13 protein-coding genes and 1 tRNA gene are annotated in these 14,116 nt (G+C 69.9%); 9 read left to right on the plus strand and 5 right to left on the minus strand.

The window, feature by feature from the left end; genetic code table 11:
- The first annotated feature begins 21 nt into the window (after positions 1-21).
- From ACFYOH_RS05015 to ACFYOH_RS05050, 8 genes are all read left to right on the plus strand, one after another.
- Positions 22-513: a PaaI family thioesterase gene (locus ACFYOH_RS05015; protein ID WP_388621294.1), complete on the plus strand. Its 492-nt coding sequence runs from the start codon at positions 22-24 to the stop codon at positions 511-513.
- Positions 514-638: 125 nt separating this feature from the next.
- Positions 639-1,058 (plus strand): hypothetical protein, encoded by a 420-nt coding sequence (locus ACFYOH_RS05020; RefSeq protein ID WP_388621295.1) that lies wholly within the window; start codon positions 639-641, stop codon positions 1,056-1,058.
- A complete protein-coding gene (locus ACFYOH_RS05025; protein WP_388621296.1) occupies positions 1,055-1,708 on the plus strand; it encodes a Tat pathway signal sequence domain protein in 654 nt (217 codons plus the stop codon). The genes ACFYOH_RS05020 and ACFYOH_RS05025 overlap by 4 nt, the downstream gene beginning before the upstream one ends.
- A gap of 271 nt (positions 1,709-1,979) precedes the next feature.
- A complete protein-coding gene (locus tag ACFYOH_RS05030; RefSeq protein ID WP_388621298.1) occupies positions 1,980-3,221 on the plus strand; it encodes a branched-chain amino acid ABC transporter substrate-binding protein in 1,242 nt (413 codons plus the stop codon).
- 111 nt (positions 3,222-3,332) lie between these two features.
- The gene (locus ACFYOH_RS05035; RefSeq protein ID WP_388621299.1) at positions 3,333-4,265 is read left to right on the plus strand and encodes a branched-chain amino acid ABC transporter permease; all 933 of its coding nucleotides are present in this window, start codon (positions 3,333-3,335) and stop codon (positions 4,263-4,265) included.
- Between the two features lie 5 nt (positions 4,266-4,270).
- The gene (locus ACFYOH_RS05040; protein ID WP_388621301.1) at positions 4,271-6,112 is read left to right on the plus strand and encodes a branched-chain amino acid ABC transporter permease; all 1,842 of its coding nucleotides are present in this window, start codon (positions 4,271-4,273) and stop codon (positions 6,110-6,112) included.
- Between the two features lie 5 nt (positions 6,113-6,117).
- On the plus strand, positions 6,118-7,077 hold the full coding sequence (locus tag ACFYOH_RS05045) for an ABC transporter ATP-binding protein (RefSeq protein ID WP_388621303.1): 960 nt from the start codon (positions 6,118-6,120) through the stop codon (positions 7,075-7,077).
- On the plus strand, positions 7,074-7,790 hold the full coding sequence (locus ACFYOH_RS05050) for an ABC transporter ATP-binding protein (RefSeq protein ID WP_388621304.1): 717 nt from the start codon (positions 7,074-7,076) through the stop codon (positions 7,788-7,790). Before ACFYOH_RS05045 ends, ACFYOH_RS05050 begins: the two co-directional genes overlap by 4 nt.
- 60 nt (positions 7,791-7,850) lie before the next feature.
- Here the strand turns inward: ACFYOH_RS05050 and ACFYOH_RS05055 are convergent, their stop codons facing one another.
- Positions 7,851-8,507: an ANTAR domain-containing response regulator gene (locus tag ACFYOH_RS05055; protein ID WP_388621305.1), complete on the minus strand. Its 657-nt coding sequence runs from the start codon at positions 8,505-8,507 to the stop codon at positions 7,851-7,853.
- A gap of 100 nt (positions 8,508-8,607) precedes the next feature.
- Here ACFYOH_RS05055 and ACFYOH_RS05060 point away from each other — a divergent pair.
- Positions 8,608-8,682 (plus strand) — tRNA-Leu (locus tag ACFYOH_RS05060).
- A gap of 81 nt (positions 8,683-8,763) precedes the next feature.
- On the opposite strand, the gene pyk is transcribed toward ACFYOH_RS05060, so the two are convergent.
- The 4 genes from pyk to ACFYOH_RS05080 all read right to left on the minus strand — a co-directional run bounded on the left by pyk (position 8,764) and on the right by ACFYOH_RS05080 (position 14,095).
- Positions 8,764-10,203 (minus strand): pyruvate kinase, encoded by a 1,440-nt coding sequence (gene pyk, locus ACFYOH_RS05065; RefSeq protein ID WP_388621306.1) that lies wholly within the window; start codon positions 10,201-10,203, stop codon positions 8,764-8,766.
- Between the two features lie 135 nt (positions 10,204-10,338).
- Positions 10,339-11,751, minus strand: coding sequence for a lysine N(6)-hydroxylase/L-ornithine N(5)-oxygenase family protein (locus tag ACFYOH_RS05070; protein WP_388621308.1), 1,413 nt, complete (start codon positions 11,749-11,751; stop codon positions 10,339-10,341).
- Positions 11,748-13,124 carry a pyridoxal phosphate-dependent decarboxylase family protein gene (locus ACFYOH_RS05075; protein WP_388621309.1) on the minus strand — a complete coding sequence of 459 codons (1,377 nt, stop codon included), beginning with the start codon at positions 13,122-13,124 and terminating at the stop codon, positions 11,748-11,750. Before ACFYOH_RS05075 ends, ACFYOH_RS05070 begins: the two co-directional genes overlap by 4 nt.
- A 140-nt stretch (positions 13,125-13,264) precedes the next feature.
- Positions 13,265-14,095, minus strand: coding sequence for an NAD(P)H-binding protein (locus ACFYOH_RS05080; protein ID WP_388621311.1), 831 nt, complete (start codon positions 14,093-14,095; stop codon positions 13,265-13,267).
- Positions 14,096-14,116 lie beyond the last annotated feature (21 nt).

Here is a 14,116-nt window from a genome sequence, read left to right on the forward strand (position 1 = left end):
ACGACGAACGGAGCCGGGCCCATGGGCGAGCAGCAGCAGGTGAGATTCCCGCAGGAGGTCATCGACGAGTACGCCGCGCTCGGTGTCGACCTGCCCGCCCTGTTCTCGGCCGGGCATCTGGGCACACGGATGGGTGTGCAGATCCTGGAGGCCTCGGCGGAGCGGGTCGTCGGGACCATGCCGGTGGAGGGCAACACCCAGCCGTACGGCCTGCTGCACGGCGGCGCCTCCGCGGTGCTGGCGGAGACGCTCGGCTCGGTCGGCTCCATGCTGCACGGCGGCAGCTCGAAGATCGCGGTCGGCGTGGACCTGAACTGCACGCACCACCGCGGGGCCCGCTCGGGACTGGTGACGGGTGTGGCCACGCCGGTGCACCGGGGCCGTTCGACGGCGACGTACGAGATCGTGATCAGCGACGAGGAGGGCCGCCGGGTGTGCAGCGCCCGGCTGACCTGCCTGCTGCGGGAGGCCCGGCCGGGCGACGCGGCGCAGGTACCGCCCACGGCGGACTGACCGGCTCCCACGGGACCGCTGCCCAGGCGCGTACTGACCGGCCGGCACCGGTCCACTGCCCCCGCCGGCCGAACAGCCGGCACCGGACCGTTGCCCCCCGCCGCCCCTCCCCTTAGCTTCTGCTCATGGGACGGCGAGGGGACCCCCGGCTGGGGGTGAGGTTCCTGGTGCTCGGGCCGGTGCTGCCGGCACTTCTGTGGACGGCGGCGTGCGACGGGCCCGCCGCCCCGGGAGCAGCTGCCCGCTCCTCCCCCTCGGAGACCTCCTCCCCCTCTCCTTCGAAGACCTCCGCCGCCGACCTGTGCACCCGCCTCGTCACGCACTGGTCCCGCGAGGTGCTCGACGGCGGCACCTACGGCGACTACCAGTCGATGGGTTTGTCCAACGGGGAGTACGAGATCCTGCGGGACGTCGTGGAAGCGGCGCGCGCCGTGAGGGGGCGACAAGGCGACGCGTCCGCAGACAAGTTGATCGACCGTCAGGCGCGCGCGGCCTGCGCCGAGCGCTATCGCCATGGCGCTCCGACCGAAAGCCCCTGGCAATGAGCGGCATCGGTCCCGTGGAGCCCGGCGAGGGCACACATGCGTGGGACGCCCGGCACCCGGCAGCCCCGACTCCCGCTCTTGGACGCCGGATTCGCTCGGTCCTGGCAACCCGTTGCGTCCGCCACCGGCGCGCCGCCCTCGCGTTCACCGCGACGGCCGTCCTTTTGGCCGCCGGCGGCTATCTCTACGTCACCCGGCCACAGAAGCCGCCACCACCCCCGGCGCCCTACCCCGCCCAGGCGGTGGTGGTGGAATATGTGGGCGGCCGGGCGACTCCGGCGGGCGCCCCGCCCCGCAGTTTCAGCTTCGCTGTGCTACTGAGCGTGGAGTCGGGGCCGCCGGTCACGGTGGCCCGGGTGAGCCAGCCTTACGCGGGACTTTCGCTGGTGACGGACCCGCGAACGCCGTTCCGGACAAAGGCAGGTTACGACCGCAAGATCACGATAACCATGCACGTGACACGGTGCGGAAAACTACCTGTGGACGCCGGACTTCCTTTCCTGAATGTAACTCTGCGTAATACGCGCGCAATGCAGATACAGAGCTACATCCTCGGTCCGCGCTACGCGCAACACCTCTCCCAGGCTTTGAAAGTCGCCTGCAGCAACAGTGCCACGTCATCACCAAAACCCTTGAGACGCCTGAATTGATCATGGTGAGTCCTGCGGGTTCTCACATTGCGGACGGCGCGAATCGGCCGTAATTCCGCCCTATCCCCCACCGCGCACCGCTCTGCATTACGTCGTGTCATAACAAGAGCGTCACAGCCTTGGTCAGACCCTCCTCCACGTTCCCCGCACGCGCTTAGAGTCACGGCCAGTCACCGCGCCCTCGGATCGCCTCTTGGGCTCGTCAATTCGGGCAGGCGCGCGGCTCGACCGTTTCCAGGGGGGAACGGTCGTCCTGGGGAAAGGACTGATCGTGCGTCAACGTTCGCTCATCGCCATCACCGCCGCGCTGGCAGCGGGAGCACTCACCCTCACGGCCTGCGGTTCGCGCGACAGCGGCGGAAAGGGCTCGGACTCCGGCAAGGGCGGTGGCACCACCGTCACCATCGGCGTCGACGCCCCGCTGACCGGCGACCTGTCCGCGCTGGGCCTGGGCATCAAGAACTCGGTGGACCTCGCGGTCAACACCGCCAACAAGAAGAACTACGTCAAGGGCGTCACCTTCAAGATCGAGGCCAAGGACGACCAGGCGCAGCCCTCCTCGGGCCAGTCGAACGCCACCGCGTTCGTCGGCGACAACAGCGTCCTCGGCGTGGTCGGCCCGCTGAACTCGTCCGTGGCCCAGTCGATGCAGAAGGTCTTCGACGACGCCAAGCTGGTCGAGGTCTCGCCGGCCAACACCAACCCCGCCCTGACCCAGGGCACCAACTGGCAGACGTCGAAGTCGCGTCCGTACAAGTCGTACTTCCGCACGGCGACCACGGACGCCATCCAGGGCCCCTTCGCCGCCCAGTACGTCTACAACACGGCCAAGAAGACCAAGGTCTTCGTCATCGACGACAAGAAGACCTACGGCGCCGGCCTCGCCGCCACCTTCACCGACGAGTTCAAGAAGCTCGGCGGCAAGATCGTCGGCACCGAGCACATCAACCCCGACACCAAGGACTACTCCGCGGTCGCCACCAAGGTGAAGTCCTCGGGCGCCGACGTGGTCTACTACGGCGGCGAGTACCCGCAGGCCGGTCCGCTCAGCAAGCAGATCAAGTCGGCGGGCGCCAACGTCCCGCTGGTCGGCGGTGACGGTATCTACGACCCCACCTTCATCAAGCTCGCGGGCAGCGCCGCCACCGGCGACCTCGCCACCTCGGTCGGCGCCCCGGTCGAGACCCTGGCCTCCGCCAAGCAGTTCGTCGCCGACTACAAGGCGGGGGGCTACAAGGAGGACTACGCGGCCTACGGCGGCTACTCCTACGACTCGGCCTGGTCGATCATCGAGGCCGTGAAGAAGGTCGTCGACGACAACGGCGGCAAGCTGCCGTCCGACGCCCGCGCGAAGGTCACCGCCGCGATGCAGAACGTCTCCTTCGACGGTGTGACCGGCAAGGTCTCCTTCGACGAGTTCGGTGACGCGACCAACAAGCAGCTCACCGTCTACAAGGTCGACGGCGGCGCCTGGAAGGCTGCCCAGTCCGGCACCTACACCCCCAGCAGCTGACCCACACCCGCATCCACAGAGCCGCGCGGGGCGCTGTTCCACTGGCGCCCCGCGCGTCCTCGCATCCGGCCCCATCCGTCGAAGCTTTCCGAACCTCTCGGAGGACATGCGGTGAACGAACTGCCGCAGCAGCTGGTCAACGGCCTGCTACTGGGATCCATGTACGGGCTGGTCGCCATCGGCTACACGATGGTCTATGGCATCGTCCAGCTCATCAACTTCGCCCACGGCGAGATCTTCATGACCGGCGCCTTCGGCGCGCTCACGGTCTACGCGTACATACTGCCGGACGGCACCTCGATGTGGGTCGCCCTGCCCCTCATGCTGGTGGGCGCGGTCCTGGTCGCCGTCCTGGTCGCCGTCGGAGCGGAACGGTTCGCCTACCGCCCCCTGCGCACCGCCCCCCGTCTCGCCCCCCTCATCACCGCGATCGGCCTCTCCCTGGCCCTGCAGCAGGCGGTGTGGGCCTGGTACCCCCAGGCGAAGTCCGCCCGCACCTTCCCGACGATTCCGGGCGGGCCCTTCGACATCGGCAACGTCACGATCCAGACCGGTGACATCTTCCTGGTGATCGCGGCCCCGCTCAGCATGGCCTTCCTCGCCTACTTCGTGATGCGCACCCGAACCGGCCGTGGCATGCAGGCCACCGCCCAGGATCCGGACACCGCGAAGCTGATGGGTGTCAACACCGACCGGATCATCGTGATCGCGTTCGCCCTCGGCGCCGCCTTCGCGGCCGTCGGAGGCGTCGCCTACGGCCTCAAGTACGGCCAGATCGACTTCAAGATGGGCTTCCTCCTCGGTCTGAAGGCCTTCACCGCGGCCGTCCTCGGCGGCATCGGAAACATCTACGGCGCCATGCTCGGCGGTCTCGTCCTCGGTGTGGCCGAGGCCCTGTCCACCGCCTACATCGCGGACATCCCCGGCATGGACAAGTTCGGCAGCCAGTCCTGGGCAGACGTCTGGGCCTTCGTACTCCTCATCCTCGTACTGCTGTTCAGGCCGCAGGGCCTGCTCGGCGAACGCGTCGCGGACAGGGCGTGACACCGATGACCACACAGACCACCGCATCCGAGACCCCCGAGACGCCCGACACCCCGAGCGCACCCCCCGCCGCCCCATCCGGCCTCATCGGTCTGCCGGCCCCGCTCGGCAGGGCCCTCGCCACCGGCGGCGGCGCCCTCGCGATCGTCTCCACGTTCCTCTCCTGGACCTGGACCGCCGACTTCCCCGGTGACCTCACCGTCTACGGCTACCCGGGCGGCCTGCAGGTCCTGGTGCTGATCGGAGGCATCCTCACCACCCTGTTCGGCCTCGCCTCCTACGGCGTCAAAGGCCTCGGGTGGCTGACGCCCGGAAGTGCCGACGCGGCCCTGAAGCTGACCGCGCTCGGTACCTTCGCCACCGCCTGGTACACCGTCATCGCCATCAGCGACGAGCTCGGCGGCCTGGTGAACCTGGAGCCCGGCGGCTTCGTCGTGGCCGTCGCCACCCTGGCCGCCCTGCTCGGCGCGCTGGCCCTGCCGTTCGAGCGGCCGGAGCCGGACCTCGCCGACCCGGACGACCGCGGCTGGGACCTGTTCCGCCACAACTCCCGGCAGAAATGGAACATCTTCAAGGCGGCCTTCGTCGCCAAGGCCCCGGAGCCGGCGCGCACACTGCCGGCCTACGCCGAGATCCTCGTCATCGTCGCGGCCATGGCCGTGGGCCTGTGGGTCTTCAGCTACGGCGTCAGCACACCGTACGACGAGCTGTTCATCGGCTTCCTCATCACCGCCGGCTTCGGCTTCGCCGCCCTCTCCAAGGCCGGGCTCGTGGCCCGGGTCTCGGCGATCACCGCGAAGCACCGCACCGTCACCATGATCGGCGCCTTCGTCGCCGCCGCGGCCTTCCCCTTCACCCAGTCCAACGACCAGTACGCGACGATCGGCGTCTACATCCTGATCTTCGCGACCGTCGCGCTGGGCCTGAACATCGTCGTCGGCCTCGCCGGCCTCCTCGACCTCGGTTACGTCGCCTTCCTCGGCGTCGGCGCCTACACCGCCGCCCTGGTCTCCGGCTCGCCGTCCTCACCGCTGCACGTGCAGTGGCCGTTCTGGGCCGCGGCGCTGCTCGGCGCGGTCGTCGCCATGATCTTCGGCGTCATCATCGGCGCCCCGACCCTGCGACTGCGCGGCGACTACCTGGCCATCGTCACCCTCGGCTTCGGTGAGATCTTCCGCATCACCGTCCTCAACATGGACGGCACCTCGGGCCCCGACGTCACCAACGGCTCCAACGGCATCTCCTCGATCCCGAACCTGAACATCCTCGGCTTCGACTTCGGCCAGGAGCACCAGATCCTGGGCACCACCATCGGCCGGTTCGCCAACTACCTGCTGCTCATGCTGATCATCACGCTCATCGTGGTCGTGGTGTTCCGGCGCAGCAGCGACTCCCGCATCGGCCGCGCCTGGATCGCCATCCGCGAGGACGAGACCGCGGCGCTCGCCATGGGCATCAACGGCTTCCGGGTCAAACTCATCGCCTTCGCGCTGGGCGCCTGCCTGGCCGGTCTCTCCGGCTCCGTCCAGGGCCACGTCACCTACACCGTGACCCCGGAGCAGTACCAGTTCGCCTACGCCGTACCGCCCAACTCGGCCTTCCTGCTGGCCGCGGTGGTCCTCGGCGGCATGGGCACCATCGCCGGTCCGCTGGTCGGCGCGTCCCTGCTGTACCTGATCCCGGCCAAGCTGCAGTTCCTGGGCGACTACCAGCTCTTCGCCTTCGGCGTCACCCTGATCCTGCTGATGCGCTTCCGTCCGGAGGGTCTCATCCCCAACCGGCGCCGCCAGCTCGAATTCCACGAAGAAGCCGAAGCACCCGCCGTCCTCACCAAGGCAGGGGCCTGACCACGATGACTACCGACACCACCACCACGGACGCCGTCCCCGGCGCCTCCGCGCCCGGCGAGGTCGTGCTCGACGCCCGCGGCGTGACCATGCGCTTCGGTGGCCTCACCGCCGTACGCAACGTCGACTTCACCGTCCACAGCGGCGAGATCGTCGGTCTGATCGGCCCCAACGGCGCCGGCAAGACGACCTTCTTCAACTGCCTGACCGGCCTGTACGTGCCCACCGAGGGCGAGGTCCGCTACAAGGGCCAGGTACTGCCGCCGCAGTCCTTCAAGGTCACCGCGGCCGGCATCGCCCGCACCTTCCAGAACATCCGGCTGTTCGCGAACATGACGGTCCTGGAGAACGTCCTCGTCGGCCGGCACACCCGCACCAAGGAAGGCCTGTGGTCCGCGCTGCTGCGCGGCCCCGGATTCCACCGCGCCGAGCAGGCCTCCCGCGAACGCGCCATGGAACTCCTGGAGTTCGTGGGCCTGGAGAAGAAGGCCGAGCACCTCGCCCGCAACCTCCCCTACGGCGAGCAGCGCAAGCTGGAGATCGCCCGCGCGCTCGCCAGCGAGCCCGGTCTGCTGCTGCTCGACGAACCGACGGCCGGCATGAACCCGCAGGAGACCCGGGCCACCGAGGAACTGGTCTTCGCCATCCGGGACAAGGGAATCGCCGTCCTCGTCATCGAGCACGACATGCGCTTCATCTTCAACCTCTGCGACCGCGTGGCCGTCCTGGTGCAGGGCGAGAAACTGGTCGAGGGCGACAGCGCCACCGTCCAGGGCGACGAACGCGTCATCGCGGCCTACCTCGGCGAGCCCTTCGAGAACGCGCCCGGCGACGAAGAGGTGGCCGAGGTGGAGGCCGCCGAGGCCAACGCCGAGGCCGGTGAGGCAGCCGAGTCTGCCGAGTCTGTTGAGGCGGACGCCGAGACCACGACCGACGCCGCGCCCGGCAAGGAGAACGACCGATGACCGCACTGCTCGAAGTGGAGGACCTGAGGGTCGCCTACGGCAAGATCGAAGCCGTCAAGGGCATCTCCTTCAAGGTCGAGGCCGGTCAGGTGGTCACCCTCATCGGCACCAACGGCGCCGGCAAGACCACCACCCTGCGCACGCTCTCCGGCCTGCTGAAGCCGGTCGGCGGACAGATCCGGTTCAACGGCAAGTCGCTGAAGAAGGTCCCGGCCCACCAGGTGGTCTCCCTGGGCCTCGCCCACTCCCCCGAGGGGCGGCACATCTTCCCGCGCATGACCATCGAGGACAATCTGCGCCTCGGCGCGTTCCTGCGCAGCGACAAACCCGGCATCGAGAAGGACATCCAGCGCGCCTACGACCTCTTCCCCATCCTCGGCGAGCGGCGCAAGCAGGCCGCGGGCACCCTCTCCGGCGGTGAGCAGCAGATGCTGGCGATGGGGCGCGCCCTGATGTCCCAGCCGAAGCTGCTCATGCTGGACGAGCCGTCGATGGGCCTGTCGCCGATCATGATGCAGAAGATCATGGCGACGATCGCCGAGCTGAAGTCCCAGGGCACGACGATCCTGCTGGTCGAGCAGAACGCCCAGGCGGCGCTCTCGCTCGCCGACCAGGGCCATGTCATGGAGATCGGCAACATCGTCCTGTCCGGCACGGGGCAGGACCTGCTGCACGACGAGTCCGTCCGCAAGGCCTATCTGGGCGAGGACTGACCCGTACGACGGCAAAGGCCCGCGCCCCCTTCTCCGGGGCACGGGCCTTTGCCGTACAGGTCAGCCCTTCTTGGCCGCCTTCTTCTCCTGGTTGTCCGTGATGACCGCCTCGGCGACCTGCTGCATCGACATCCGCCGGTCCATGGAGGTCTTCTGGATCCAGCGGAACGCGGCCGGTTCGGTCAGGCCGTACTCCGTCTGGAGGATCGACTTCGCGCGGTCGACCAGCTTGCGGGTCTCCAGGCGCTGGGTGAGGTCGGCGACCTCCTGCTCCAGCTGCTTCAGCTCGGTGAAGCGCGAGACGGCCATCTCGATGGCCGGGACGACATCGCTCTTGCTGAACGGCTTGACCAGGTAGGCCATGGCGCCGGCGTCCCGGGCGCGCTCGACGAGGTCGCGCTGCGAGAAGGCGGTGAGCATCAGCACCGGCGCGATGGACTCCTCGGCGATCTTCTCGGCCGCGGAGATGCCGTCGAGCTTCGGCATCTTCACGTCCAGGATGACCAGGTCCGGCCGGTGCTCACGGGCCAGCTCCACGGCCTGCTCACCGTCCCCGGCCTCGCCGACGACGGTGTACCCCTCCTCCTCCAGCATCTCCTTGAGGTCGAGCCGGATCAGGGCCTCGTCCTCGGCGATGACGACACGGGTCGTCAGCGGAGGCACGTGCGACTTGTCGTCGTCGGGCGCGTCTACGGGCTGGGGCGACTCGGCGGTCACGGGGGCTCCTCGTTCAGGGCAGGGGTACTGCTGACAAGAGCCTACCTAGCTACGGTATGGTGGACGCGCGGAGGGTCGGGGGAAACCTTGGATTCTGCGAGCCCCGGTAGCCCAATTGGCAGCAGGCAACGGATTCAAAACCCGTACAGTGTCGGTTCGAGTCCGACCCGGGGCACTTTTCCTTGGATTCCAAGGTCAGGCTTCCGGTGGGCCCCTCAGGATGAGGGGCTCTTTTTCATGCCTTCAGGCTCTCTTCTCATGCCTTCGGGCTGTCGTCCTCCCCGATGTGATGCACCCGGACCATGTTGGTCGAGCCGGAGACGCCGGGCGGGGAGCCGGCCGTGATCACCACCACGTCGCCCTTCTCGCAGCGGCCGTACTTGAGCAGCAGTTCGTCCACCTGGTCGACCATGGCGTCGGTGGAGTCGACGTGCGGGCCGAGGAAGGTCTCGGCGCCCCAGGTGAGGCTGAGCTGGGAGCGGGTGGCCGGTTCGGGGGTGAAGGCCAGGAGGGGGATCGGGGAGCGGTAGCGGGAGAGACGGCGGGCGGTGTCGCCCGACTGGGTGAAGGCCACGAGGAACTTGGCGCCCAGGAAGTCGCCCATCTCGGCGGCCGCGCGGGCGACCGCGCCGCCCTGGGTGCGCGGCTTGTTCCGCTCGGTCAGCGGGGGCAGGCCCTTGGCGAGCATGTCCTCCTCAGCCGCCGCGACGATCTTCGCCATGGTGCGCACGGTCTCGACCGGGTACTTGCCGACGCTGGTCTCGCCGGAGAGCATCACCGCGTCGGTGCCGTCGAGGACCGCGTTGGCCACGTCGGAGGCCTCGGCGCGGGTGGGCCGGGAGTTGTCGACCATGGAGTCGAGCATCTGGGTGGCGACGATGACCGGCTTGGCGTTGCGCTTGGCGAGCTTGACCGCGCGCTTCTGCACGATCGGCACCTGCTCCAGGGGCATCTCCACGCCCAGGTCGCCGCGCGCGACCATGAGTCCGTCGAAGGCGGCGACGATGTCGTCGAGGTTGGCCACGGCCTGCGGCTTCTCGACCTTGGCGATCACCGGGAGGCGGCGGCCCTCCTCGGCCATGATCCGGTGCACGCCCTTGGCGTCGTCGCCGCTGCGGACGAAGGAGAGCGCGATGACGTCGAAGCCGGTGCGCAGCGCCCAGCGCAGGTCCTCCTCGTCCTTCTCGGACAGGGCGGGGACGGAGACGGCGACGCCGGGGAGGTTCAGGCCCTTGTGGTCGGAGATCACGCCGCCCTCGACCACGAGGGTGTGGACGCGCGGGCCGTCGACGGCGGTGACCTCCAGGCAGACGTTGCCGTCGTCGACGAGGACGCGCTCGCCGGGGGTGATGTCGGCGGCGAGGCCGGCGTAGGTGGTGCCGCACTGGTGGCGGTCGCCCTCGACGCCCTCCTCGACGGTGATGGTGAAGGTGTCGCCGCGTTCAAGGAGTACCGGCCCTTCGGCGAAACGGCCGAGCCGGATCTTCGGGCCTTGAAGGTCGGCGAGAATGCCGACGCTGCGACCGGTTTCGTCGGCCGCCTTGCGCACTCGCCGGTAGCGCTCCTCGTGTTCGGCGTGGGTGCCGTGGCTGAGATTGAACCGGGCCACGTCCATTCCAGCGTCGACCAGTGCCTTGATCTGGTCGTACGAGTCGGTGGCGGGCCCCAGAGTACAGACGATCTTTGCTCGGCGCATACGTCGAGCCTAGGCCTTACCCGTGGGTAGAGAATCGGCCCCACATGACCACTCAACAACCTTTGAGTAAAGGGTCATTGACAAGTGTTGAATTGTGCGACCACTCGCTCCGATGAGCGAATTCCACCCGTGCGGTCACCTTCCCTCGATCAGGGGAGTGAGGTGCTGCCCGTGCCGGGACTGTGGCACTCGGTGCCGGTCCTCCTGGAGGCCGAAGGTGGTGAAGGCCGTTCGGGGGGCCGGCGGGTACGGCTCCTTTCCGGTGAGCGAGTTGAGGATGGTGGCGCTGCGCCAGGCGGTGAGGCCGAGGTCGGGCGCGCCCACGCCGTGGGTGTGCAGTTCGGCGTTCTGGACGTACACCGAGCCGGTCACGGACGGGTCGAGGACGAGCCGGAAGTCCTCGTCGATGCGCAGGCGATCGCTGCTGTCGCGGCGGAGGTAGGGGTCGAGCCCGGCGAGGAGGCGGCCGAGCGGGCGTTCGCGGTAGCCGGTGGCGAGGACGACGGCGTCGGTCGTCAGCCGGGAGCGGCTGTCCTGCTGGAGGTGTTCCAGGTGCAGCTCGATCTTGGAGTTGGCGACGCGGCCCGCCGTGCGGACCCGGACGCCCGGGGTGAGGACGGTGTCGGGCCAGCCGCCGTCCAGGGTGCGCCGGTACAGCTCGTCGTGGATGGTGGCGAGGGTGCCGGCGTCAATGCCCTTGTGGAGCTGCCACTGGGCGGCGACCAGCCGGTCCCGGACGGGCTCGGCGAGGGCGTGGAAGTAGCGGGTGTAGTCGGGGGTGAAGTGCTCCAGGCCCAGCTTGGAGTACTCCATCGGCGCGAACGCCTCGCTGCGGCCGATCCAGTGCAGCTTCTCCCGTCCGGCGGGGCGGTGCCGGAGCAGGTCGAGGAAGACCTCGGCACCGGACTGTCCGGAGCCGACGACGGTGACGTGCCCGGCGGCGAGGATGTCGGAGCGGTGGTCCAGGTAGTCGGCGGCGTGGACGACCGGCACGCCGGGGGCGTCCACCAGCGGCCTGAGCGGAGTGGGCACATAGGGCGCGGTGCCGACGCCCAGGACGACATTGCGCGTGTAGGTACGGCCCAGGGCTTCGGCCTCGCCCTCGGCGTCGAGCTGGGTGAAGTCGACCTCGAACGCGTCCCGTTCGGGGTTCCAGCGCACGGCGTCGACCTGGTGGCGGAAGTGCAGCCCGGGCAGGCTCTGTGCGACCCAGCGGCAGTAGGCGTCGTACTCGGCGCGCTGGATGTGGAAGCGCTCGGCGAAGTAGAAGGGGAAGAGCCGCTCGCGGGTCCTGAGGTAGTTCAGGAAGCTCCATGGGCTGGTCGGGTCGGCGAGGGTCACCAGGTCGGCCAGGAACGGCACCTGGATGGTGGCGCCCTCGATGAGCAGACCGGGGTGCCAGTCGAAGCCGGGGCGCTGTTCGTAGAAGACGGCGTCGAGTTCGGCGAGCGGGTGGGCGAGGGCGGCCAGCGAGAGGTTGCACGGACCGATGCCGATGCCGACCAGGTCGCGGGGGGACGTGGGCTCGTGGCGTGGGGGGTTGGTCATGCGAGGGTGCCTTCTTCGACGAGTTTCAGGAGCTGGGCCAGGTCGTCCGGCCGGGTGTGGGGGTTGAGCAGGGTGGCCTTGAGCCAGAGGCGGCCGTCGAGCCGGGCGCGCCCGAGGACGGCCCGGCCGTCGTGCAGCAGCCTGCGGCGTACGGCGGCCACGGCGGCGTCGGCGGCGTCCGTGGGCCGGAACAGGACGGTGCTGATCACGGGCTGGTCGTACAGCTCGAAGCCGGGGTGCTCCTCGACCAGTGCGGCGAACCCGCTCGCGTGGGCGCAGACTTGGTCGATGAGTGCGCCCAGTCCGGTGCGGCCGAGGGTCTTCAGGGTGGCCGCGATCTTGAGGACGTCCGGGCGGCGGGTGGTGCGCAGGGAGCGGTCGAGCAGGTCGGGGAGTCCGGCCTCGGTGTCGTCGTCGGCGTTGAGGTAGTCGGCGCGCTGGTGGAGGACGGCGAGTTCGGCGGGGCGGGCGACGGCGAGGAGGCCGGCGGCGACCGGCTGCCAGCCCAGCTTGTGCAGGTCGAGGGTGACGGTGTGGGCGGCTTCCAGACCGGCGAGTTTCTCCCGGTGCCGGTCGCTGAGGAGCAGGCCGCCGCCGTAGGCCGCGTCGATGTGCAGGCGGGCGCCGTGCGCGGCGCACAGGCCGGCGATCTCGGGCAGCGGGTCGATCAGGCCGGCGTCGGTGGTGCCGGCGGTGGCGGCGACCAGCAGCGGGCCGGAGAGCGTGGTGAGGGCCTCGTCGAGCGCGGCGACGTCGAGGGTGCCGCCGGCCGCCGGGACGACGACCGGGTCGGGCAGGCCGAGGAGCCAGGCGGCGCGCGGCAGCGAGTGGTGGGCGTTGGCCCCGCAGATCACCTGCACACTGCCGCCGTGTGCCTCGCGGGCGAGCAGCAGGGCGAGTTGGTTGGACTCGGTGCCGCCGGTGGTCATGAGGGCGTCGGCGAGCCCGGCGGTGTGGGCGAGGGCGCGGGTGACGGCGGCTTCCAGGGCGGAGGCGGCCGGGGCCTGGTCCCAGGAGTCCAGGGAGGGATTGAGGGCGCTCACGGCGAGGTCGGCGGCGGTGGCCACGGCGAGCGGCGGACAGTGCAGATGGGCCGCGCACAGCGGGTCGGCGGGGTCGGCGGCGCCCTCCGCGAGGGCGTGCACGAGGGCGCGCAGGGCGGCGGGGTCGCCGTGGTCGGGAAGCACGTCCCCGAGCACGTCGGCGACACGGGCGGCGACGGCCTGCGGTCCCCCGCCGGGCAACGGCCCGCCCCGCGCCCGGGCGCCGGCCGCGAGCGCGTCGAGGACGGTGCCGAGGAGGGGGCGCAGGGCGGCCGGGCCGTGCGGGCCCGAGGCGAGGGGCGGCGTGCGCAGAGGTTCTTGATCGCTCATCGACTGTCCCTCCGCTCATGGACCGACCCTGGCTTCCGGCTTTACGGGACCTCGGGCTTTCAGCTTGTACCGGAAGCGCCCTGTGTGTCCCGAAAGCTCAACGATCGGAACCCGAAAGTGGGTACGGCGGAAGAACGTGCTCAGGCCTTTCCGCCGAAGTCCTCCGCGTGGTCCCGCGCCCACTGGGCGAACGTGCGGGCCGGAACGCCGGTCAGCTTCTCCACCGTGTCGGTGATCTCCGGCGGTACGCCCACCGTCTCCTCGAAGGTCTGCAGGAGCCGTTCGAGCATGTGCGGCGGGACGTGCGGGAACAGCTCGGGGCCGGCCTCGCGGGGGTCGGTCTCCACGAAGGTCAGCTCCTTGCCGACGGCCGCGCCGATCGCCGCGACCTGTCCGGCGTTGGTGATCGCCGCGGGACCGGTCAGCCGGTGCACGGCGTTCTCGTGTCCGCCGTCGAGCAGCACACGCTCGGCCACGGCCGCGATGTCGTCCTCGTGGATGGGTGCGGACAGCCCGTCCGCGAACACGCCCCGGACGGTGTTCCCGGCGCGGATCTGCGGCGCCCACTGCAGGGCGTTGGTGGCGAAGGCGTTGGGCCGCAGGAAGGTCCAGTCGAGCCCACTGGCGCGGATCTGCTGTTCCGCGGTGGCGTGCATGACGTGGATGGGGTGGGTCTCGTCGGCGCCCTCCTGGACGATGCCGCTGGAGAGCAGCACGACGTGCCGTACGCCGTGGGCGCGGGCGGCCTCGAGGAGGTCGGGCGTGCCCGCCTGTGCGTACAGGAAGAGGGCCGTCGCCCCGCCGAACAGGGCGGCAGGGTCGTCCGGCCGGAACCGGACCACCTCGGCGCCGGCGGGCAGGGCGGCCCGCTGCGGGTCGCGGGTGAGCGCCCGCACGGGCCGGCCCGCGGCGAGGAGACGGTCGACGAGGGCACGGCCGACATTGCCGGTTGCGCCGGTCACTACGATCACGGAAGGTTCCTCCGAAGGCTC

The organism is Streptomyces sp. NPDC007856, from assembly GCF_042868225.1.
GTDB lineage: Bacteria > Actinomycetota > Actinomycetes > Streptomycetales > Streptomycetaceae > Streptomyces.